Raw genomic sequence first — 23,543 nt, forward strand, 5'->3', positions numbered from 1 at the left:
GCTCCTCATCCCAGTTTGACGCTTTCAGTCATAGCGTTATAAATATGACCCGATTTTTCAACCTTCGTTGCCAAATAACGAGTGTTGTGCTTGGATACATCCCCCCAAATGGATACATGGTTATCGGTTAAGAGACCTTTTTCCCGCAATGACTGCAATTTCCTGGGATTGTTCGTTATTAAACTTACCGGTTTTTGCCGCAAACCTTGGAGTACGCGTATCGCCTCTTCATAGGATCTTTGATCGTCAGCGAAGCCAAGACTAAGATTTGCCTCTACAGTATCGCATCCTTCATCCTGCAGGATATAAGCTAATGATTTGGAAAAAAGTCCAATTCCACGGCCCTCGTGATTGGCCAAATAGAATAATGCCCCGCAGCCGTTATCGACAATCATTCGCATGGATTTCCGTAATTGATAGCCGCAATCGCATCGTTTACTTCCAAATATATCTCCCGTGTGGCAAATGCTGTGCATCCGGATTAAGGCATTCTCTCTATTGGCAAAATCACCGTATACAAGCACGGAGGATTGTTGGTAGGAAGCTAATTCTGCATGAGGTAAAAATTTGAGTACATCATCCATCTGCATGGAAGCGCTGCCTAAATTCAGCCAGGAATACCATTTGAAATCGATCTCCTGGTCGTCCAATTGAACAGGAAGCCTCACCGGGCCTACAAGAGCTATATCAGGACTTTGCTGTTGTTTTAGAATAGTTGTTTTATCAGCCAGAGCATTGTTAACCTGGTTCTTATTCATGAATCCATCTCCTCTGTTTGTATAGTTATCGGTGGTATGATGGCCCCGTCTCTCAACTGAAATCACTTTGCTTACCTGTCACCGCACCTCCTGATAGTTATTCAGCTTGGGCAGATCTTCCGCGGACGGCAAAAAAACCCGTCTACACGTGAGAGTGAATAGACGGGGCTGAGCCGTCGTATTCGGTAGCTGGCTGGCATAGCGGATATTTGATCCGCATTAGCCCCTTTAGCTTTGCGTCGCCGCTTTTCAGCGGGTTTGCCATTATCGTACGAAATATTTCAAAAAAGCACTCCTGCCGCCGCAATCACTGCGAAAGGGCAGGTAAAAATTAGTAAAAAATGTCATTATACTCTAAAGCATGTTTAACTGACTACACAATGAATATAAGATACAAATTCAAGAAAAGCAAGAATAATCATGATTTTTCGACATCAGTCGATAGGGTCCGTGCTGACCTACCTATTATTCGAGGGAGGACCAGTGCGCCGGGTGAATAAGTGACGGGGGCAGTTTTGTAGTCATATCCCCTTTGGCAGCGTTCACCTGAGCTTGTGTGAGAAAAATACTTTCAGTAAGGTTAGCGCCTCTGAGATCAGTATCCCGGAAATCAGCTCCAATAAGGTCAGCCGCTCTCAGGTCGGCACCTCTGAGGTCGGCTGCAATAAGGTAAGCCCCTCTCAAATTGGCGCCTCTAAGATCGGCCCCCTTCAGCTTCGCACCGATAAGGTCAGCCCCTCGGCCGTACGTCTTGCGACGGTTCGGGGAGCCCTTCAGGGAGCGAAGTGCTTCGGCTCTGACAAGTTCACTGGCCTCCACGAGCAAAGCGTTGACATCTGCCCGATATTCGGCAACATCCAGTTCGATTAGTGAATCGGGAGCAAGATGAGTAAGGCGCTCCGTTTCTTCCAGGGCAGAACGGAGAGCATCCCGCATCACACGGGCTGGCGGAAACGATAGCGCTTCACTCAGATACCAAAGGAGTTCATGGAGGTGCCTCATGACCGGAAATACTTCAAACATTTGTTTTGCGGTTTCCGGGGCTTGCCGCCAGTCCTGCCCGCCGAAGGTCACTTGGGAAACCTGCTGCCCCGCGCCAAAGCAATCATAAACAGTGCATCCTGGGAAGCCCAGCTGCCTGAGACTGCCGTGAACGCCGCAGCGGAAGTCCGGCTGCAGGTTTTGGCAGGGCTGCCCGGCAGCTTTGTCAATTGCGAAGTCTGCCGAAGCCGAGAACGGCAGGGCAGCACAGCACAAGCCGAAGCATGCCTCGCAGTCGGCTTGCAGAAGGAGCCGGCTGCCGCCCTGGAAAAGCCCAGAAGATTCTTGATTATTAGACATTGTCTGGTCTCCTTCAGTTCCGGCATAACACAGTACTCAGTGCTTGCATAACTCAGTGAATCAGAATCCCGTTTTCGGTATTTCAACCGGGGAATTAGCACAGGGTTCCGCCGTTCCGGTACGAATATTATACATCCGTTCGTGCGCCTGTTTCATGGCCTCGACAAAAGGACGATAAGGCTGTTGACATACATCCACAACCCCAATTTGATAGTTCTCGCCGTCGAAGCGTCCTAACACAGGTTGGTCGTTCAGCTGGAAATAATGAACCCCGATCAGTTCCGGTATGGAAGCCGCCTGCTCTACAAAGTACCGGTATGCCAAGCCGCGGTCATCCTGGGTCGCAACTGCCCGAATACCGTAGGCCAGCATGCCGACGTCGGCAGCCCCAAAATGGAACTCGCCGATCATGACCGGCTTGTCCAGCCGTTTGCTGATATGCTCAATCATGCTGCGTTCCGGGGCGAATTGATAACAATTGACCGAGAACACATCGAATGCCTCGCATCCTTCCAGCACGTCGTCGCTGCCTACCCATGCATACCGCATTCCCAAATTCAAATGGTTAGGGTCCGCCATCTTACAAGCTCTTGCAGGCACTTCCACATACCGCCGGATAAGTATACGGTTAAAGGCGGTGAAATCTTCCTTGCGTCCCGGGTGATCCGTCCATTCAGCAGACCCAGTCTCGTATAAATCCTCGAACCGCTCGTATAAAGTCCCCCAAGCGGCATTCAAGCCGTCAACGGTATCATATCTCTCAATCAGCCATTCCACAAACTGCAATTTGCTTGCAAAACGGACCTCAGACTTCAGCATCTGTCCTGTCAAATCCAAACCGTCGACAAATGCCCAATGGGGCTCGTTCCGCATAAAATAACCGATCAGGCGGGGGTCTTCCCGCATCGGGATCAATTGTCTAGAGAACGCTTCTGCATTCCGCTCATATTCCGGGCTGAACACATCCGGGAAATCCCGGAAAATAGTCTTCTCCGTAGCCGGGAAGCCGTCCATCGGATAGACATAAGGAAGTTCGGATTGACGGATATAATCGGGAGCGGACCAATTGCCGATCGTGTTCAACCCCCATTGCTTCATTCGATGCTCCGTCAAATCAGCCCATTTCTCCCGCCATTCCTCTCCGAATACGCGGATCAGATTCGCAACCGAGAAGCTGTATCCTTGCTGTGACCAAGCATCGCGGAACGGGCCGTCCCTGTCCGGAAGCGGCGGAATGAGATGCTCCATGCCGGAAATCCTCATATGATCGGAAGGGTGAATGCAGTCCATCCCCGCGCTGAATAGGGCGTAACCATCGGGGTCGACGAACCACCACCGCTTACCGTCATGCTTCGTCCGGAAAAAACCGGTCGGCTCAAAGCGCAGCCGTTTCCACCCGCCGAATCGTCCGAGATCCGTTTGAAACGTACTGTTTATTTGCGAAAGCTGCCACTCCTCCGTCAAATCGGATGCGAGCTGTTCGGGGTTAGCCGTCTTTCCCTGCCAATCCTTACCGGCAAGCTGTCCCAGCTCATCGACATAGGGCTTATTTTCATATTGGAATTGCGGAACGGACGGGCTGAGGGACAGACCGGATATTTCCAGACTTCTTGAAGCGACAGAAGGGATGGTCGAGATGGTGAGCCGGGTGATCAGGCTCCGGTCTACGAACGCATCTCCTCGAATGACGGATTGCATGACGCCGGGAAAGCGGTCAAGGAACAGCTTTTCCCCTTTCAGCGCGGTCAAAGGCAGGCAGATCCTCGTCGGAACTCGGGGCAGTATGCCATAATGGACGCTAATCGAGCGGCTTGCTTCATCATCGAAGGAGAACAGCACGACGAGAACGTCGTGCGATTCATGGTACACATCGGCCGTTACAAAACCATAGTCCGTCCAGATGCTTGAATCATACTGCTTCGCATCCAGACTGATGCTCCCGCCTTGCGGAGTGGTTTCCATCCGAAATCTGTTCGCGCCGGTCATGTCCATATAGGTATTGGGAGCGCAGCGAAACGCTGCGGCAGGTAAATTGAATGTCACGATTAAGCAGCTCCTTCTCTATTCTTTCACCGCTCCCAGCACAATGCCTTTTACGAAATATTTTTGCAAAAACGGATAAATGATCAGGACGGGAAGCGCCCCGATAAAGATCTGCGCTGCTTTTACGGTTCGCTGCGACAAGTTGGCCATATCCTCGGGGTTGATGCTCATCTTGCTGAAATCCTGCTGTACGACAACGGTTTGAAGGAAGGTGGCGAGCGGATATTTCTTTGTGTCCATCATATAAATCAGCCCGTCGAACCAGGAATTCCAATGACCTACGACCGTGAAGAGTGTTATTGTAGCCAGCGCAGGGAGAGATACCGGCAGGTGAATGCTGAACAAGATTCGAAACAGCCCCGCCCCGTCGATAAGCGCAGCCTCTTCAAGCTCGGCCGGAATCGTGCGGAAGAAGTTCATGAGCAGAATCATATTGTATACACTAAGCGCGGACGGCAGAACGAGCGCCCAGATCGTGTTGATAAGATGCAGATTTGTAATCAGAATATAGCCCGGCACCAATCCGCCGGAGAACAGCATCGTAAATACGAAAAACCACATATAGACGTTCCGGCTCTTGAATTCCGTATAACGCTTCGACAACGCATATCCTGCAAAAATGATGACAGCCATGCCGATGGCGGTTCCGAGAACGGTCCGGTAGATGGAGTAAAACAGCGCTCTTATAAATGCCGGATTATCGATCGTCTGTTTATATGATTCTATCGTGAAGTCCACCGGCCAAAGGTTGACGATATTAGCAGTTGCGGCTGATTTACCGCTGAAAGACACCGCCAATACATGAAGAAGCGGCAGTATGCAAATTAGGGACATGACAATCAGGAAGAGATGATTGAAGCCGTTGAAGATTTTGTACCCGGTCGTTTTATTATACATGATTCTCTCCTCTTCTTTCTTTAGAAAATCCGATAGTTGGCAAATTTGTACACCATCCGGTATGAGAAAATAATCAGGACGAAACTGATGATCGACTTGAACAATCCGACCGCGGTGGCGAAGCTGAAGTCGCCTTTCAACATAGCAGATCGGTAGACGAAGGTATCGATGACGTCTCCTTTAGAGTATACGAGCGGGTTATACAGGTTGAAAATCTGGTCGAAACCGGCGTTGAGCACATTGCCGAGCTGGAGCGTGGCCACGACGACGATTATCGGCATCATGATGGGCAGCGTCACGTGAATCGTCTGCTGCATCCGGGTTGCGCCATCCACTTCGGCAGCTTCGTACAATGCCGGATTTACGCCGGCAATCGCCGCCAGATAAATAATCATACCAAAGCCGAATTCCTTCCATATATCACTGACAACGACCACGAACCGGAACCAATCGCCATCCCCGAGGAAGAAGATCGGCTGCATTCCGAACCAATCGACAAGCATCCGGTTGACAAGACCGCCTTTAACCGACAATAAATCGATAAGAATGCCGCCAAGAATAACCCAAGACATAAAATGCGGAAGATAGACGAGTGTTTGGATGCCCCGTTTGATTCCGACAATGCGGATTTCATTGAGCAGGAGAGCGACCACAATCGGCACGAATAGCCCGCATACGATTTTTAATACCGAGATAATGAGCGTGTTCCAGATCACCTGAACCGAGTCTTCGAACAGAAACAACGATTCGAAATGCTTGAGCCCGACCCACTCCGATTTGAAGAAGCCGAGCCATGGCTTATAGTCCTGAAAGGCCATTACAAGCCCAAAGATAGGCAAATAGTGAAACACAATGGCAATGACCGTTGCCGGTAAAATCAGCAGATGAAGCGGCCATGTCTTCTTCAGTCCTCTACTCCATTTCGACTCCGCTTTAACCGCGTGAGCAGGTGCGATCGATGCTTGAAGACCGCTTTTCATACGTAAAATCCCCTCTCTGTAAATATCCAGATTGCACTTTGATTGGCTTCTGCTACTATTATACCAACAGCTATTGACCCCACCTATGATAAGGTCTTAACATCTATATCCTCTCTCTTAACCTGTTTAGCCAATTCCGTTTCAGGCGGTGACATTCATGATAAAATATAGAATATTTCAAAAGCTTATTATTATGCTGGCGGCATTGCTCATACCGGCGACTCTGTTATTCGCCTATGCCAACCATGCCAGCGAGAACGTCGTAAGAGAGTCTCTCGAGAGATCGGCCTCGAAGCAGCTGGAATTTACGATTCAGCAGATGGAACAGTCGCTCAGGCAGCTCGAAACGCAAACCCTTCTGCTTGTTAATGATGCCACAATACAGAGATATGCCAGTTCACTGGATTTTCCCGAATATTTGAATCATCTGCTGCTGAGGAAAACCGTAGAAGAGAAGCTGATCCTGCAAAGCCAGGCCGAACCGCTCATATACCGGTTAACGGTGTATTGGCCTTCCATACAAGAAGCCATATCTTCAACCGAGGGGAAAATCGAGTTTGATGGCGAGGAACTCAGGACGACGCCGAAGAATAGCTGGATTGTTCGCAAGAGCGAAGGCCGGCTCACCTTTCACTTGTTATTTACGAACCCATCGATCGCAGCCCCCGATATGAACAATATTGTTTCCGTTGTCGAGACGACTATTTCAAGCGATTATTTACAGGCGGTGCTGCAGGGTCTTGATGCGTCCGGTAACGGCAAATCTTTTTTTTATTTCCCCGGTGCACAGCCGATTGCAAGCGGCGCGGTAGATATGCAATTATTTTCGACGCTCTCCAAGGAGAACGTATTCGACGGCAACGTATCAGCCCATCCCAGGCTGACGGTTCTCGATATGGAAGGTGTAGAATATCTGGTTCAATCGATACCGAGCCCTTCACTCGGGGGGATATTGGTGAGTTACATTAAGCTGGATGAATTCCTCAATCCGCTCCAACAGGTGAATTGGCTTGTTAACGGAAGTCTGTTCTTTCTATTTATAGCAGGGGTGGCGATATCATATTTGTTTCTCCGTCATTTCCGTTTGCCCTTCGGATATCTGGTGCGGAAAATCGAAAGCTTGGGCGCCGGCGATTACGGAAGCCGAGCGACGGTCAAAACGAATACCGAATTTGATTATTTGTTCGAGCGTTTCAACGAGATGGCCTCCCGCATCCAATCCTTGATAGAGAATGTATACGAAGAGAAGGTCCGAACCCGGGAGGCGGAGTTTAAGCATTTGCAGTCGCAAATCAATCCGCATTTTCTGTACAACTGCATGTTTTACATCATGAGCATGGCGAATAAATCGCCGAACGCCGTCATTTCCATGGCCAAGAATTTGTCCCGATTCTATCGTTACATCACACGCAAGGCCGGAATGAACACGACACTGGAAGACGAAATTCATTTGATAGAAAGCTACCTTGAGGTCCAGTCTCTGCGCAATAAACGGTTGACTTACCGGATCGATATGCCTTCTTCCATGCTTGAGCTTTCCGTCCCGACCTTACTTCTGCAGCCGATTGTGGAGAATGCAGTCGTTCATGGTCTGGAGAAAAGACGGAAGGCCGGGCGGATTCTGATTCAGGGAAAAGAATCGGATGATCAATATATCATTTATATCGATGACGACGGCGCCGGCTTATCCGTAGAAGCGCTGCAGATGCTTGAGGAACGAGTTCGCAATAACCTTCAGTATTCCGATGAAATGGGCTGCGGGTTGTCGAATGTGCATCATCGGCTTATCAATCGTTATGGTCCGGATGCCGGCTTGTCCTTCTCAAGCAATGAGTGGGGAGGCTTCCGGGTGACTCTCAGACTATCGCATAAAGAGCAGGTGAATGGGAATGAACGTCTTATTGGTGGATGACGAGGATTACGTGCTCGATTATTTGGAGGAAGAGATCCAGTGGACAAGTATGGGAATAACTCATGTTTACCGGGCAAGCTGTGCAGAAGAGGCCCTCAATATTACAAAGCGGGTAAATGTCTCAATAGTCCTCACCGATATCCAAATGCCTGAAATAAGCGGATTGGAGCTGCTCGAGGCTCTTAAGGGCGATTACCCTGACGCAAAGGTTATTCTTTTATCCGGGTATTCCGAATTCGAGTATGCCAAGAAGGCGCTGCAGCATGGAGCAGCCGACTATTTGCTGAAGCCCGTCACCGTAGAAGAAGTAACCGATTGCTTGAGCAAAGTGTGCGCACAAATCAAAACGGAACAGCGGCAGAGGGACAATGTGTCAGCGGCGAGCGATGTGTTGAAGCTGGGAATTACCAGAATGAGAGAGCACTTGCTGCTTGATCTCCTGCTCGGCAAGCGGTACACCTCCGAGGAGGAACTGGGCCGGCAGCTTAAGGCGCTCAATCTGGAGCTGCAGCCGGACCAAAATTGCGTGCTTGCCTTAATCCGGATTGAAACGGGAGCGGAAGAAACGAAACGGGAGGATTTCGAGCTGTTCAGCTATGCTTTGCTCAATATGGCGGAGGAAATCTTCTTCGAGAAAATCGATGAGATTCCTTCCCTCTGGTCCTGCAAGGATCTGCATCGTTATGTCGCCATTGTGTTCCCCGCCCATTCGCCCGGTAAACAACCGGAACTCGGCCGGCGGTTAGCTTCGCTTCAGCAGGCGGTTCAAACTTATATGAAGCGTACCGTTTCCATCGTGATTACACATCCTTTCGCATTCCGGCATGAGCTCCATCGTCAATATTTGCAAGCGGTGAACGTATTCTGGCGGCTGGTCGGAACGCGCAGCGGAATTGTGCTTACGATGAACGATGCGGAGGCAGACAAAGAACTGAAGCCTTTAACCCGGCTTCATCTATCGCCCACCCTGCCCCAGCTAATGGAATCCGGCCGTTGGGAAGAAGTCACGGACAGGCTCGACCTCATTCTGGGTGAGCTGGATATGCCGCCATACCGGACGCAGCAGCATCTTCTGGAGGCGGTTTATTACCTGTTCAGCAGCTTCTCCTTCATGGCTCACAAGCAGGGGGATTCTTTTGCCGATATGATCGATAGCCCGGCTTTACTGAACGATCCGTTCTATTTTCAGTCTACGGATAAAATTAGAGAGTGGTCCTTTTCGCTCATTGAACAGTTCAAACGGTCCTTGCAGGAATCTGCGCCCGGCCCGAGTCATGTCATCCGGCAAATCCAAGACTATATCGAACGCAATCTGCAGGAGGATGTATCTCTCACCCGTATTGGCGAACATGTATACCTTCACCCGGTCTATCTGTCCCGCTTGTACAAGAAAGAGACGGGAGAAAGCCTGTCCGCTTATATATCGCGTGTCAGGTTGGAGAAAGCGGCGGGGCTGCTGATGTCTACCAATAAGAAGGTCGCCGATATTGCCAAAGAGGTCGGCTATCAGAAAACACAATATTTTATTCATTTATTCAAGGACTACTATGATTGCACCCCTCAGAACTTCCGGAACCGATAAGAATCCCCAAAAAGTGCATGAGAAAAAGGGCTGAACCCGGGACATACTTACCCGGGACAGCCCTTTGCTTCAATATCAGAAAGTATAAGTTTCGCTTCCATACTTTTCTGATATTTCTAAGGGAAGAAACTTGCTTTCCGCCAAAGGACGGTGTGAGCCGTTTCTTCTTGAGGTTTTACGGATTCACGCTTTTGTACCATTCGTTAACTTCTTTTTCGATCTGGTCGCCGCCTTTGCTTTTCCAATCGGTCACGAACGTATCGAATTTATCGAGCGGCTCGTTGCCATAGATGATTTTGGCAAAAGTCTCAAGCTCCATCGTTTTCAAATTATCGCCTTTGCTTCTCATCGTTTCCGTAGGAGCGCCCAGAAACTCGGTCGGCGCATTAATGCCGGTCATTTCATAATTCAAAGCTCCGGCACGGATTAGCTCTTTATCTTGACTGAGGATTTCATTGTGCGCTCTCGTCTTGGGCTCGCCGCCTTTGTAAATATATTCGTAGTTGGCTGAACCTTGGAACGGAATCGCTGGTGTATTCCAGAACAAGTTATACTTGCCGGACGAAGCTGCCTTCTCCATCGGAGTTGGAAACTTCTTTGGGTCATAGACAGGCTTGCCGTCTACCATTGCATAATCATAGCCTTCGAAGAAACCGTTCTTGAAATCGCCCGTTTCGAACGGATTATCATAGATTTTATCCAAATAGAAGAAGAAGGCATCCATATGCTTGAAATCTTTATTGAACATCATGACTTTGCCTTCATTTACGTACCCGGTGTATCTGGCGGATTTACCGTCCGGCCCGGTTGGAAGAGTATACGCTCTGAGCTTCGCGTTCGGATTGGTACCTTTGACATCGCCGAGAGGCCAACCTAACGCCCAGAACGGAGCTGCAATCATGCCCGACTTGCCCTGAATAAAACTCTCGGTTGCTTTGACTTCATCAAGCGCGGCCAATTCGGGATCCAAATACCCTTTCTTGTACCATTCCTGCAGTTTACTAAGGCCCGTCTTGATCTCCGGCTGAATCGATCCGTATTTCAAGCTGCCGTCATCGGCTTTCTGCCAATTCCCCGTAATAAATTTTCCGGTATACGCGCCGAATACAAAGCTCGCATCGGACATCCAGTTAGAGAACCCGTTCCGGGCCGAAAAACTGAAGCCGAACGTATCCTTCTTACCGTTGCCGTCCGGATCCTGATTGGTGAAAGCATCCATGACCGTCTCGAATTCATCGATTGTCGTAGGCGCTTTCAATTTCAATTTATCCAGCCAATCCTGGCGAATCCACAGGACGGGGTTCGTTCCGTCTCCGCCCGAGAAGATTGGAAGTCCCATCAGCTGCGTTCCATTCTTCACTTGATTGAGCGCTTTACTGTTATCTGCATAAATCTTTTTAATCCGCTCGGGTGCATAATTCTCGAAATCTTCTCCGATATCCTTCACCTTGCCGGATTGAATGAGGTCGGCGATCAGGTTGACGTCCTGCACGATGAACACATCGGGCAGTTGGTCTTGAGTCGTTAGTGAAAGTCTGAGCTTTGTATGATAAGCCGCATTGTCAGGCGTATCCCAAAGGTCCTTAATTATAATGCCAAGCTTGTCCTTCGCCCACTTGTTATGGACGTTGTTGTTAATATCTTCGCCTTTGATAAAGGTATAGTCCGAGCCTACGACGCGGGCGGTCGTAATCGTAACCGGAGGTTCGAATTTGCCGGCAGCATTTTGCACCGGTTTTGTTTCCCCTTCAGGCGCATTCAACTCGTTTGCGGAATTCGAATTGCCGCCCCCATTGGAAGAGCATCCGACCGCGGTTGCGAGAACCAGCGTCAGCATCAACGCAACCCATTTGTTTCTCTTCATTGTATAACCCCTCTCTGAAATTCAGTCTGCACCTTAATGGTAGCAAACTGAAACAACCTGCGTATATGCCCTAATCTAAACAATCATAACCTTGGCATGAACTGGCCTGGTGTCTGCAAATATCTCTGCCCGGAAATGGGCAATCCCACTATGTTGGTTGAATCCGCGCAGTGGAACAAATGGAGATCGATTATGAAATCAGCTTGTCACTATTTTCGGAGAATAAGGCCGGCAGTCGACGATATCCATTTCGGCAAGATTTCGGTGCGAATGCCGTAAATTTAATGGAGATAACTGGGAAACTTGTCGCCGGCTTGGCGATTATCATACCTGAAGCATAATGGCATATGTTCATAGTAGGACGATAGGACGGGAAGCTTACTCGTTCTTTTGGCGCTTGATGCGAAATTTGCCATCTGGAATATTTAACTAAGATGAATAATATATTACAGCTTGTGCAGAGGGGAGGGATGCAGGCTTTTTTGTGTGGTTAAAGCTGTTTTTGAGCACGCTTACATTTCCAATTTTATTTCAGAGAGAACTCGGAGATAACAGAAGGGATTCCAGCTTTGCCTGAATAACACTTTGAAAATTTAATACAAGGAGGAATGATTGTGGAAAAAGGAACGACTTTGTTTCTGCTCAAAAGCGACAGCGAAGGAGCATACGATGGTTCCGTGAAGGGGATATCAATCGCCCGGTCGGTCAATGCTAAGCCGCTTGAGAGGGATATGGGCTTCCGACTGGAGAAAGGCTATATCGAGCTGGCGCGCAATAAAGACCTTGAACAGCTTCAGGCCTTCACGCTGGAGGCTACGATCCAGCCCGATTCGATCGGAGGCGCTAGGCAGAATATCATGGAAGCGCAGAGCCCGTCCGTGGCGCTGTTTATTGAGTCGAACGGCAAGCTGATCGGCTCCGTACATACAGCTGCCGGGTGGGTGAGCGTGGACAGCGGCAGCACTCTTATTAAAGCCGGTGAAGCCGTTGGCGTTCGGTTCACAAGGGATGATGCAGGGGTCATGGAGCTTCATATCAATGACCGGGTTGTCGCCTCCAAAGCTATTCCCGGGCCGATTCGGAATGTCGGAGCGCTCGGCTTCAAGCTTGGAGCGGGCATCGACGGCAAAGTATACGCATTTACAGGCAGGATCAGCGGAACGGTCATCCGAAATGGCGCAGTCGGTGCTAACTATACGACCGAGAAGCAGAAGCTTGCAGCCAGTATTGAACAATCCGTCCGTCAAGCTATCGGAATTCAGGACATCAAGGTCAACCTGCTTCCAGACCTCAGCAGAGCGCGGCTGCAGCCGGTGAAAGATATAATGAACGCTGCCGGCGTCGATAAGCTGACCGATCTAGGTACGCTTAAATTCGTTTCCAAGACCGTTATGACGCCCGGTAAAATTATTGTCGCACCCAAGAAGGGCGGCGGCAAAGAGATCGATTGGTCGCAGATCGCCAAGGATATATCGCAGTTCACGGATATCGGAGTGAAACGCGAGAATCTGGCGAAATATTTAACCAACCGAAACAGCACGCCAACGCTTAAGAAGTGGATACCCAATTCACCGACGACACCTCCCATTTCATCTATTCCGCGGCCTACCATTCCTACCCGGCCGACGATACCGACGCCTACAATTCCGAGAACTTCGCCTGCAGCCGGCATGCATATCCAACCTGTGAGACGTACTGGGGTCCTCCTGCCCACGAACGTTCTTCGTGAGAGCCCGGTTCTACGCAGGCTCGGGGCTTCAACAACGATATCCGAGCTTATTACCATTAACCAGAACACCATTGAGCTGAATGATACGAAGATTATCGATAAGCTAGAAGCGGGGAATCCCGCAGCATGGCCTTCGTTAACCGACAAGGGCGCTCAGCTAATCAGTCTCAAAACAATTCCTGTCTCGAGTGCGGTCATCATCGCCAATACGCTTGATCTGACAGAGACCGAACTGATAGTCGAACCGAATGTTACGACGTTTTATATTATTGCGGAGAAAATCATCTGCGGCAATAATGCGAAAATCACATGGCGCCGCCCCGGCGGCGTAACGCCTCCCCGTCTCGATAATCCGGACCTGAACGGACGGGGCTGGTCCGGCGTGCATACGAAGCCGGACTCGCGCGACGGCTTGAACGGCGAAGACGGCCGTTCCGGTGAACCGGGAATCGACGGCGCTAAAGGCAGCAGCTCTCCGAATCTGGAAATATGGGTCAGAGACATGAGTGCGATGCCGAACATCGATATGAACGGCGAAGACGGCCGAAAGGGCGGACGTGGACAGCGCGGCGGACGCGGCGGCGACGGCGCCGACGGGCATGTCGGCGAACGCTGGTGGTTGTTCGGCTGGCACTGCTCGGCAGATCCGGGCGATGGCGGAGAAGGCGGCGACGGCGGCATGGGCGGACGCGGCGGACGCGGGGGTACCGGCGGCGCGGGCGGCAACATTACGATCGGTGTGCTCGAAGGTACGCTGGTGTCAACGGTCACAAACCGCGCATTCAAAATTAAGAACCAAGGCGGCCAGCGCGGGCGTGGAGGTGATGGCGCCGATGGCGGATCCCCCGGCGCAGGCGGCCTCAGCGGTATCGGCGAAACGTGCCGTGACGCACGGAACGGAAGAGCGGGCGCGCAGGGCCAGCGCGGCAACCCGGGGATGGATGCCGCTTATGAAGGTATCGACGGCAGCATCCGGTTCTTTGAATTTACAGAGGATGCATGGGAAGACCTGCTTGAACGGCCATGGCTTTCCGAGATTTCGCCGACTCAGGCATTTACGGGCGATAAGCTTACCCTTCGCGGCAGCCATTTCACCAGTCATGACCGGGTTGTTTTCGGCGGAACGGTAATGGTTCCGGTAGTCAATGCGGATGAAAGCTTGTCCATTACCATCCCGCTCGAGGCGACGGGCGGCGAGAAGACAGTTTATGTGCGCCGGGAGGACGGAACGGAGAGCAACCGGCTTACAGTCCGGATCAAGCCGCAGCTCGATGCATTCAGCGGCGGACTCATACCGGGTTCGACGATTGCGCTTACGGGACGCGCTTTCCTGCCGGGCGCTTCAGTTCTCATTAACGGAGCCGCAGCGCCGGCGACCGTCATCGACCGGAAGCATATCACCTTCGTCATGCCCGGCACCGGCGGAGGCGGCAGCGCCGGCGGCAGCGCATCCCTGCAGGTGCGCAATCCCGACGGGCTCGTCAGCAACAGCCGTACGGCCTCCGTTGCGAGGGTACTCGAAATTCCGTTCAAATACGGTGTACACAATTTGACTTTCAAGAACTTCTCGGACGGACTGCCGACATGGGGAACCTATCAGGATACTTTCGGCTCGGCCGAGGTTTGGCACGAGCAGCTCGATCCGGTATTCGGCCATCCGATTCTGACCGCGGCATTTTACGGATTCTATCATTATTTCCTCAAAGGCAAAGCCAACGGCGGTCTGGCGACAGGATACTGCACCTCCTTGGCCAGCCTGGTCGCCGATAATTTCTGGCAGGGTCGCCTCGATACGCCTACATTGACCAAGGCAGGTCTGCAGACGATGCTGACAGGTGTGCACGGCAAGCTGCTCAGCCGGGAAAGCCTGATTCATTTCCACGATCAAGGCCGCGAAGGGATTGCACGCGTGGAGAGGACATACCGTGAGATTGAAGCGACCTTCCTGCGCGGGTGCGACCGCGAGAACGCTCCGCTGCTGTTCTTCATCCCTTCTGGCGAAGTGTGGGATGCGGGATACACCGACAAGCTGAGCGACTCGCACTGCGTCATGCCGTACAAGTTCGTCTACCCGGACGGTCATCCCGGACCGCAGCTCTCTGCGGACGGAACGACGACAGTGACAGATCTCGACGGTGTCCAGCTCTTCGTCTGGGATTGCAACAGGCCAACGTCGGATTTATGCAAGCTTACCTTTAAACGAAGCGGCAGCGTGTTCACATTCGAATATTCATGCGATCCGGGCGTCACGGAATTCCGCAGCCAGGACGGGATTACGCTCGGCATGATGACCAACGGCCAATATATGCTGGCAGACCACGATTTGCCGTTCAGCGGACCGTTCGGATTGACCCGTTTCGTTATCGATTTCCTGCTCTCGCCGGCTGATCTGCAAATTACCGACGAGAACGGTCTTGCGACCGGACGATTCGGCTCGCAGCTTCATGCGGATATTCCGGACAGCCATCTGTGCTATTTGGTTCCGGGCGCTTACCTGCTGCCTGAGAACGTCGCGCTTTCTCGCAGGATCGTCGGCACCGGCAGCGGGACTTACACGTATAATTCGATTTTGCCCAATGGACTGTCGGTCGTTATCTCGGGGGTATCCACACAGGTCGGTCAGGAGGATCTGCTCTCGGCAAATGAAGACCATTCACAGCTTCGCTTCACGCCAGGGGCGGAGAAGGAATTTACGATGACAATTGCCCGTCAGGTCGACGATCAGGTCCGGGCTGTCGCCATCCAGGGAATTGGCGGGGGACCTCTGTCGGGGCTCGATATTACGCTGTCGCCCGAGCTGTCGCTCGTAAGAGTAGGCAACCGGAGCAGCGGGAAAACAGTCGATGTGCGTGCTTTTACGATTGATAAGAAAACCAATACGCCGCTGAACGACAAGGTGGAAGCGGTCCATCTGCCGACTAGCCACGATCTGGTGGTCGCCGTCTCGGATTGGGACGCCCTTGACTTGAACGTACAGACGCTCAGCTTCTCGTAATACAACTGTATCGCACTTGCAGAGCCGCGCAGCAGATGAGGGCCCATTCGCCTTCCTGCCTGCGCGGTTTTTGCCGATTCGGCCGGATGCTTTCCACGGAATAGTTAACCCCTGTTATTCAAATCAGCAATCGAGAAGAAATGCGCGGTAGGTATAAATGATAACCTTGAAACAAGCAAATATAGGAGGTGGAATTCATTTGACTAACAGCAATTTGGCTTTTCCCAAAATCGTGTCCCAGGAAGAATGGCTGGCTGAACACAAACAACTGCTCGCCAAGGAAAAGGAAGCGACCCGTGCGCTGGACGCACTGGCCGCAGAGCGTCGCAGACAGCCGATGGTCCGCATCGACAAGGGTTATGTTTTCGAGGGTAAGGATGGTTCGGCGAGTTTGCTCGATCTATTCGACGGACGACGGCAGCTCATCGTCTATCACTTCATGTTCGACCCAGGCTGGAAAGCGGGGTGCGTCGGCTGTTCGATGCTGGTTGACGGCATGGGCCATCCGGCTCATTTGCAAGCCCGCGATACCTCATTGGTCCTCGTCTCCCGTGCGCCCCTTGAGGGGATCGAGCCGTTCAAGAAGCGGATGGGCTGGAACATACCGTGGTTCTCCTCCTTCGGAAGCGACTTTAACTATGATTTTGGCGCAACGACCGATAAAGGCGAGGTATCCTGTTTAAGCGTCTTTCTCCGAGATGGAGAAAATGTCTTCCGTACCTACTTCACCTCTGCCCGCGGCTCCGACAGGCTGAACGCCAGCTTCAATTATCTGGACCTGACGCCGCTCGGCCGGCAGGAGGATTGGGAAGATTCACCTGAGGGATGGCCGCAATCTCCGCCGTATAAGTGGTGGCGGCGCCACGACGAATACGAGCATTCCAAGGGTTCGGACTCCTGTTGTAATTCGTGAGAGATCCGATCCGTTTGATAAGGCAATATATCCCTGAAAGTTAAAGCAGGGATGCATTTCTTAATATTTGTGGAATTTCGAGCAAGCCGGCTGCTTCATAAGTTGGTATGATGCCGATATCACGCTCCCGCTGTCTGCCTGTGCGGTTCAGCCATATACTGCTTATTCCCGAGCGGTTTGCGCCTAGTATATCGGTATATAAATTATCTCCAATCATGACGCACTCAGAGGGTCCGGCGTCCAGCAGGCGCATGCAATGGTTGAAAATCGACTCGCCCGGCTTGCCTTCGCCCAAGTATCCGGATATAACGATGTGCGGAAAATAGCCGGAAAGCCCAGGGATACCGTCCACCTTTTCCTGCTGAAGGTCGGGCGCTCCATTGGTCAACAGCAGCAGTGAATAGTCGCCTTTAAGCTGATCCAGCGCTTGAAAGGTATCTTCATAAACGATCGGCCTGTTTCTTCTCTCCTGCATAAACAGTTCCGCCAGCTCACCGCCCAGCGCTTCATCGTTCACACCGGCGCGAAGCAATCCACGCGTCCACGCCTGCTTGCGGTACGAAGGCGCTAGCTTCTCCAAACGGCGGAGCATGGGATGGTCGCCCTGATCGAACCGTGCCCATAACGCTTCCAGATGGGTCACTTCAATTGCATTCGCATAAGGAAATGTGTCCAGCGAGCGGTATAAAGATAGAGACTCATCCCGTACGCAGGATTCCAGATGGCCCGGATCGACGTTCACACGAAGACCTGCGTACCGGCAAGTGGCTTCAAACGATTCTTGATTGCTCCTTTCATCCCAAATCAACGTATTGTCCAGGTCAAACAAGATCGCTTTCGGCATGTTGGTCAAATCACCTTTTCCCTTTGGTTTTATACATTAACCTTGAAGGATGAGGACCCAAAAGTCAACGAAATCCCTTCCGGTACACCGGCTGGGATTTTTTCATCTATTTATTCGCTCAGCGGTATTTCATTGAAGGAATTGCGATTACGGGGACGAAAGGATAAACATCCCACTTTAAAAAAGGAGTGAGCTTGGTGTGGAGGAAACTCCAATCAATACCATACAAGATGTGATTAAGGTACTGCAATTACCTTCCGGCAATAAGGAAGGTTCGGTTGACGGCCTGTTAACAGGCGATACCGGCAGCGGGGTTACGGGAATCGTGACAGCATTCATGCCCACTGCGGGTGTGATCGATCAGGCCGCCAGGCTTGGAGCCAATTTAGTTATTGCGCACGAAGATCCATTCTATTCTCATCGGGGCGGAATCGAAATATACAGGGGCAGCCTCGTGGGACAGGAGAAAAAAAGGCGAATCGATGCATCCGGCATTGCGGTCTACCGCTGTCACGACTATCCGCACCTCTGCGAGCCCGATGGCATAACGGAGGGACTTATCAACGCTCTTGGGTGGGGCCAGCATGTCAAGGTTCGTCTGCCTGACGCCACGATTGTTGAGATTCCCGCTGCAACAGTGCGGGAGACCGCCCTTCGGGTCAAGGAGGCGCTCGGCATCCCGTTCCTGAGAACGATAGGCAATCCGGATATGCAATGCGCGCGTATCGGGGTGCTTGCAGGTTACCGGGGAGGGGGGCAGACGGTCATTCCACTCCTCGAGAATGAGCGTCTCGACCTCGTCATCTATGGTGAGGGTCCCGAATGGGAATCGCCCGAATATATTCGCGACGCCTCGTATTGCGGAATTGAGAAAGCGCTTATCGTGCTCGGACACGCGGAGAGCGAAGATCCCGGCATGTCCTTCCTGGCAGAGCGGCTTAGGCATGAGTTTCCAATGATTCCCGTCCATTATGTAAAGGACAAACCCCTCTTTAACATTCTTTAAAAGGAGATAATAACTTGAACAGGAAAACGTTGTTTAACGATGGATGGGAGTTTGCCAAAAGCAGCCTGGAGGCTGCAGACAGTGCCGCTTTGATATTTGAACCGGTCGACATCCCGCATGATTGGCTTATTTACGATACATTAAACCTTTATGAAAACAGTGTAGGCTGGTACCGCAAGAGATTTACATGTACGAGAGAAGCGAGCCGGATTCTCCTATGCTTTGACGGCGTTTATATGGACTCGTCCCTCTATGTGAATGGTCAATTCATAGGGGAATGGAAGTACGGATATTCATCATTCGAACACGAAATCACCGGTGCAGTCGTGGACGGGGAAAATGAAATCCTTATGAAAGTCGTGCATCAAAGTCCGAACAGCAGATGGTATTCGGGTGCCGGCATCTATCGAAATGTGTGGCTGAAGACAAGAGACCGCAATCATATCGTGACGGATGGAATTTATATAACGACCAGACAGGAAGCGGGTGGCTGGCTGGTAGATGTCGAGACTGAGATGAGCATAGATCAAGACGCGCAAATCTCGCATAAGCTCGTGTACAAGGACCAGGTCATTGCTGCTGCTTCAGAGAGGATTGCCGCAGGAAGTAATTCCGATTCGCCTAACCGGCAAAGCCTGTTTGTAGAGAATCCTCTGTTATGGAGCACGGACGACCCTAATCTTTACCGGTTTATAACCGAGTTAGAGCTGGCAGTGTCAGATAAAGATGCGGATCGGCGTTATGAGGTTATTGAAAGTATATCCCGGAATATTGGATTTCGAACCATCATTCTTGATCCCGGGCAAGGACTTCAGCTAAACGGAAGAAAGCTGAAATTAAACGGGGTGTGCGAGCACCATGACCTTGGAGCCTTGGGAGCGGCATTTAATATACACGCTCTAAGAAGAAGGTTTATGATTTTGAAGGAAATGGGCGTTAACGCGATCCGAACCGCTCACAATATGCCTGCACCCGAGCTTATGGACTTGGCGGATGAGATGGGGCTGCTGGTCGTCTCGGAAGCCTTCGATATGTGGGAGCGGCCTAAGACCCCGTATGATTACGCGAGATTTTTCAAGGAATGGGCGCCTATCGATGTGAAAAGCTGGGTCATGCGGGACCGAAATCATCCGTGCCTGCTTATGTGGAGTATCGGAAATGAAATTTACGATACCCATGCGGATGCGAGAGGGCAAGAAGTAACAACAATGCTGATGGATGAAGTGCTGAAATACGATCCGAAAGAAAATGCCAAAGTTACAATCGGCTCGAATTATATGCCTTGGGAGAACGCCCGGAAATGCGCGGATATCGTTAAGCTCGCGGGATACAATTATGCCGAGAAATATTACGGCAAGCATCATGAGGAGCATCCTGATTGGATCATCTATGGGAGCGAGACAGCCTCTGTCGTTCAAAGTAGAGGCATCTATCATTTTCCGTTCGAGAAACCCATTCTTGCCGATGACGACGAGCAGTGCTCCGCACTCGGGAACAGCTCGACAAGCTGGGGTGCAAGGTCGGCGGAAGCGTGCATTATTGCAGAGAGAGATACACCCTTCTCCCTCGGTCAATTTATATGGACCGGATTCGACTATATCGGCGAACCGACTCCTTACCACACCAAAAACTCTTATTTCGGACAGATTGATACGGCTTCCTTCAAGAAGGATTCCTATTACATCTACCAGGCGTCCTGGACGGATTACAAGACCAAACCAATGGTTCATATTTTCCCTTATTGGGATTTTAATAAAGAGCAAATGATCGATGTTCGCGTATGCTCGAACGCACCTAAGATTGAGCTGCAATTGGGCGGTGTTACAATTGGAACCCATGAGATTGACCACGAGCATGGGACGCAGCTTGTCGGGTGGTGGAAGATTCCTTATGAAGAAGGGGAGCTGAGGGCGGTCGCTTATGATGAGGCCGGTAATGTGATTGCGACGGATGTGCGGCAATCTTTCAGAGACGCGAGCAATATTTGTTTGCATCCGGATAAAGATACGCTGATTGCAAATGGAACGGACTTGATCTTTGTCGAAATAACCATGGAGGATGAGGATGGCAATCCGGTTGAGAATGCAAACAACCGGGTGCATGTTCATGTTACGGGAGCGGGCCGTTTGATCGGTTTGGATAATGGCGACAGTACGGATTACGATCCGTACAAGGGGTTAAGCAGGCGGTTATTCAGCGGTAAGCTGATGGCTATCATAGCGGCGACACTCGAACCCGGCAAGATTCGGATCGAGGTTGCCTCGGCCGGATTCGAAAGCCGGATTGCGGAGTTCGTATCTCTTCCGGCAGAGGATGGAGCCTCGGAGGGGGTTTCCGCCAGCATGAGCAATAAAGATCTTCCAATCGTCATGGGAACCAGGGAGGAGATCCCCCTTCGCAGGATTGAAATCGTGAGCCCTTCGGGAAAGGTGTTTGATGCATCGAGGCAGGAGATGACCGTGCGGGCCATTCTTTATCCGAATAACACTTCTTATCACGAAGTGACGTGGAGTGTCGTGAATGATGCGGGGATCCCCTCCAATCTTGCAGCAGTAGAGGCTTCCGGCCTTGACGCGAAAATCACGGCATTAGGGGATGGAGAGTTTCGAGTCCGCTGTATGAGCAAGAATGGCAGTGACAAGACAAAGCTTATTTCCCAGCAGGAATTTAAGGCTGTCGGACTGGGAACAGCCTTCAAGGATCCTTATGAATTTATATCTGCAGGACTGTATGATTACAGTAAAGGCGAAGTGGGAAATGGAAATGAGAGAGGAGTAGCTACAAGCAGAGATGGAGAAACCCAGGTAGGTTTTCGCGATATTGACTTTGGCTCATACGGCTCCGATCTGATCACCATTCCGATTTTTGCCTTGTCAAGCGAAGAGTACGCTCTGCAAATTTGGGAAGGAATCCCAGATGAAGAGGGCAGCGAATTACTGGCGGATGTCATCTATCAGAAGGAATCCAGATGGAACGTATATCAGGAAGCGACCTACCGCTTGTCCAAACGGCTCCGCGGCATAACTTCGATTTGTTTTGTCCTTCACAAGAAGGTGCATATCAAAGGGTTTTCTTTTGACAAAAAGAACCGTGCCTTCGAGCGAAACAGCGCTGTGGAATGCGACCATATTTATGGAGATACGTTTGCTATTGCCGGCGATGCCGTTGAGGGTATAGGCAATAATGTTTCTCTGGAGTTTGAACAAATGGATTTCACAAGCGAAGGCGCTGCGAAGCTTATCATCTGCGGCAGCTCGCCTATTGATAAAAACACCATTCATATCCGACTCGCGAATGATGACGGCGAAAGCAATCAACTCATTGAATTCTCACAATCGGGCGGATACGAAGAGCGGATATTCGAATTGGATAAAATAACGGGCATACAAAAAGTGACCTTCATATTCCTGCCGGGAAGCAATTTCGATTTCGGCTGGTTTCAATTTGTAAGGTAACAAGCTGGGGAATGGGCCGGCAGACCGCTGCTGCGGCGGTTTGATCGGACGATTCTTCACGATGGGAACAACCTTGGTTTCGATCAAAATCGGACTGAGGTTATTCTTATTTTTATACACCTTACATATTAGGGGAGGTTTTGATATGATAATGTTCATAATACGGAATTGAGAGGATATGAAGATGAATTCTCCGATCACGATTTACGATATCGCCAAAGAAGCGGAAGTATCGGTAACAACGGTTTCCCGCGTACTGAACGGCACGGCCCCGGTTAAGGGAAGCACCAGAGCAAAGATTATGAGCATCATCGAGAAACATCAATTTCAGCCGAATGCGATTGCAAGAAGCCTTCTGAAGAAGCAAACGGGTACCATTGCGATCATTCTGCCCGATATTACGAACCCATTCTTTCCGGAGGTGTTCTGGGGGGCGGAGAACGAGGCCAGAGATAAAGGATACACTCTTTTCCTGTGCGATACGGCCGGCGACTACAGCCGGGAGTCGCAATATCTCTCCGTTCTTCGGGAAAGACGTGTGGACGGTATTATTTACATGGGAGGCCGAATCAATTTGTCTCAATGTCCACCCGAGCTGGCACAGGAAATCATCGACCTGTCGAAGCGCGTTCCGATCGTTCTGGTCAATGGAAATGTGCCCAAAGGCGGCTTTCACCGTGTTTACACCGACGAAGCTCTGGGAGCGGAACTGGCAACACAGCATCTTCTTGACCTGGGACACCGGGATATTGCCTTTATAGGCGGGTTAAAGGAAATGTCAACGACGATGTCCAAAGTGAAAGCTTATCGAAGGAAGCTTGAACAAAGCGGTATCCCATATCGGGCGGAGCGCGTTTTGTACGGAGATTATTCGATCGCCGCCGGCAAGGAGCTCATGTCCAGGCTGCTGGAAGGCGAAGAACAACCGACTGCAGTCTTTTGCGTCAATGATTATACGGCGGTAGGGGCAATTAAGGTGATTATCGAACACGGCCTTCGCATACCGGAGGATATCTCGGTCATTGGCTTCGACGATACGCCGCTGGCAGCTGCGGTTATTCCGGAGTTAACGACGGTTTCGCAGCATACGCACCAGCTCGGAAAGCTATCCGTGGAGGTTCTCCATCGGATAATAACGAAGGAGCAAATGACAAAACGCATTGTCCTGACGCCTGAACTTGTCGAAAGAAAGAGTACCGGACCCGTTCGATGATGGCTGCCACT

15 protein-coding genes and 1 riboswitch are annotated in these 23,543 nt (G+C 51.0%); of the genes, 8 read left to right on the forward strand and 7 right to left on the reverse strand.

Annotation, left to right across the window (positions count from 1 at the left end):
* Nucleotides 1-5: 5 nt before the first annotated feature.
* The 5 genes from KZ483_RS05955 to KZ483_RS05975 all read right to left on the reverse strand — a co-directional run bounded on the left by KZ483_RS05955 (nt 6) and on the right by KZ483_RS05975 (nt 6,019).
* The gene (locus KZ483_RS05955) at nt 6-758 is read right to left on the reverse strand and encodes a GTP cyclohydrolase II (protein WP_220351784.1); all 753 of its coding nucleotides are present in this window, start codon (nt 756-758) and stop codon (nt 6-8) included.
* Nucleotides 759-939: 181 nt separating this feature from the next.
* Nucleotides 940-1,031: riboswitch (cyclic di-GMP riboswitch) on the reverse strand.
* Nucleotides 1,032-1,223: 192 nt separating this feature from the next.
* Nucleotides 1,224-2,099, reverse strand: coding sequence for a pentapeptide repeat-containing protein (locus tag KZ483_RS05960; RefSeq protein WP_220351785.1), 876 nt, complete (start codon nt 2,097-2,099; stop codon nt 1,224-1,226).
* Nucleotides 2,100-2,159: 60 nt separating this feature from the next.
* Nucleotides 2,160-4,142 (reverse strand): beta-galactosidase, encoded by a 1,983-nt coding sequence (locus KZ483_RS05965; protein WP_220351786.1) that lies wholly within the window; start codon nt 4,140-4,142, stop codon nt 2,160-2,162.
* 18 nt (nt 4,143-4,160) lie between these two features.
* Nucleotides 4,161-5,039 carry a carbohydrate ABC transporter permease gene (locus tag KZ483_RS05970; protein ID WP_220351787.1) on the reverse strand — a complete coding sequence of 293 codons (879 nt, stop codon included), beginning with the start codon at nt 5,037-5,039 and terminating at the stop codon, nt 4,161-4,163.
* Between the two features lie 20 nt (nt 5,040-5,059).
* Complete coding sequence (locus KZ483_RS05975) at nt 5,060-6,019, reverse strand: ABC transporter permease (protein ID WP_220351788.1); 960 nt, start codon at nt 6,017-6,019, stop codon at nt 5,060-5,062.
* A gap of 157 nt (nt 6,020-6,176) precedes the next feature.
* Here KZ483_RS05975 and KZ483_RS05980 point away from each other — a divergent pair, with 157 nt between their 5' ends.
* Together KZ483_RS05980 and KZ483_RS05985 are read left to right on the forward strand one after the other, a co-directional pair.
* Entirely contained in the window at nt 6,177-7,931 is a 1,755-nt protein-coding gene (locus tag KZ483_RS05980; protein ID WP_220351789.1) for a sensor histidine kinase, read from the forward strand.
* On the forward strand, nt 7,909-9,513 hold the full coding sequence (locus tag KZ483_RS05985; RefSeq protein WP_220351790.1) for a response regulator: 1,605 nt from the start codon (nt 7,909-7,911) through the stop codon (nt 9,511-9,513). Before KZ483_RS05980 ends, KZ483_RS05985 begins: the two co-directional genes overlap by 23 nt.
* Before the next feature lie 175 nt (nt 9,514-9,688).
* On the opposite strand, the gene KZ483_RS05990 is transcribed toward KZ483_RS05985, so the two are convergent.
* Nucleotides 9,689-11,377, reverse strand: a complete 1,689-nt coding sequence (locus tag KZ483_RS05990; RefSeq protein WP_220351791.1) for an extracellular solute-binding protein — start codon at nt 11,375-11,377, stop codon at nt 9,689-9,691.
* 179 nt (nt 11,378-11,556) lie between these two features.
* Between KZ483_RS05990 and KZ483_RS05995 the strand changes: the two genes are divergently transcribed.
* The 3 genes from KZ483_RS05995 to KZ483_RS06005 all read left to right on the forward strand — a co-directional run bounded on the left by KZ483_RS05995 (nt 11,557) and on the right by KZ483_RS06005 (nt 17,014).
* Complete coding sequence (locus tag KZ483_RS05995; RefSeq protein ID WP_220351792.1) at nt 11,557-11,718, forward strand: hypothetical protein; 162 nt, start codon at nt 11,557-11,559, stop codon at nt 11,716-11,718.
* Nucleotides 11,719-11,991: 273 nt separating this feature from the next.
* Nucleotides 11,992-16,101, forward strand: coding sequence for an IPT/TIG domain-containing protein (locus KZ483_RS06000; protein WP_220351793.1), 4,110 nt, complete (start codon nt 11,992-11,994; stop codon nt 16,099-16,101).
* Nucleotides 16,102-16,258: 157 nt separating this feature from the next.
* Entirely contained in the window at nt 16,259-17,014 is a 756-nt protein-coding gene (locus tag KZ483_RS06005; RefSeq protein WP_397376152.1) for a DUF899 domain-containing protein, read from the forward strand.
* 40 nt (nt 17,015-17,054) lie between these two features.
* Here the strand turns inward: KZ483_RS06005 and KZ483_RS06010 are convergent, their stop codons facing one another.
* Nucleotides 17,055-17,858, reverse strand: a complete 804-nt coding sequence (locus KZ483_RS06010; RefSeq protein ID WP_220351795.1) for an HAD family hydrolase — start codon at nt 17,856-17,858, stop codon at nt 17,055-17,057.
* Nucleotides 17,859-18,057: 199 nt separating this feature from the next.
* Here KZ483_RS06010 and KZ483_RS06015 point away from each other — a divergent pair, with 199 nt between their 5' ends.
* The 3 genes from KZ483_RS06015 (at nt 18,058) to KZ483_RS06025 (ending at nt 23,532) form a co-directional block, all read left to right on the forward strand.
* The gene (locus KZ483_RS06015) at nt 18,058-18,864 is read left to right on the forward strand and encodes a Nif3-like dinuclear metal center hexameric protein (RefSeq protein WP_258881551.1); all 807 of its coding nucleotides are present in this window, start codon (nt 18,058-18,060) and stop codon (nt 18,862-18,864) included.
* Between the two features lie 14 nt (nt 18,865-18,878).
* Nucleotides 18,879-22,319 carry a glycoside hydrolase family 2 TIM barrel-domain containing protein gene (locus KZ483_RS06020; RefSeq protein WP_220351796.1) on the forward strand — a complete coding sequence of 1,147 codons (3,441 nt, stop codon included), beginning with the start codon at nt 18,879-18,881 and terminating at the stop codon, nt 22,317-22,319.
* A 178-nt stretch (nt 22,320-22,497) separates the two neighbouring features.
* Nucleotides 22,498-23,532 carry a LacI family DNA-binding transcriptional regulator gene (locus KZ483_RS06025; protein ID WP_258881552.1) on the forward strand — a complete coding sequence of 345 codons (1,035 nt, stop codon included), beginning with the start codon at nt 22,498-22,500 and terminating at the stop codon, nt 23,530-23,532.
* Nucleotides 23,533-23,543: the final 11 nt, after the last annotated feature.

The organism is Paenibacillus sp. sptzw28 (genome assembly GCF_019550795.1).
Taxonomy (GTDB): domain Bacteria; phylum Bacillota; class Bacilli; order Paenibacillales; family Paenibacillaceae; genus Paenibacillus_Z.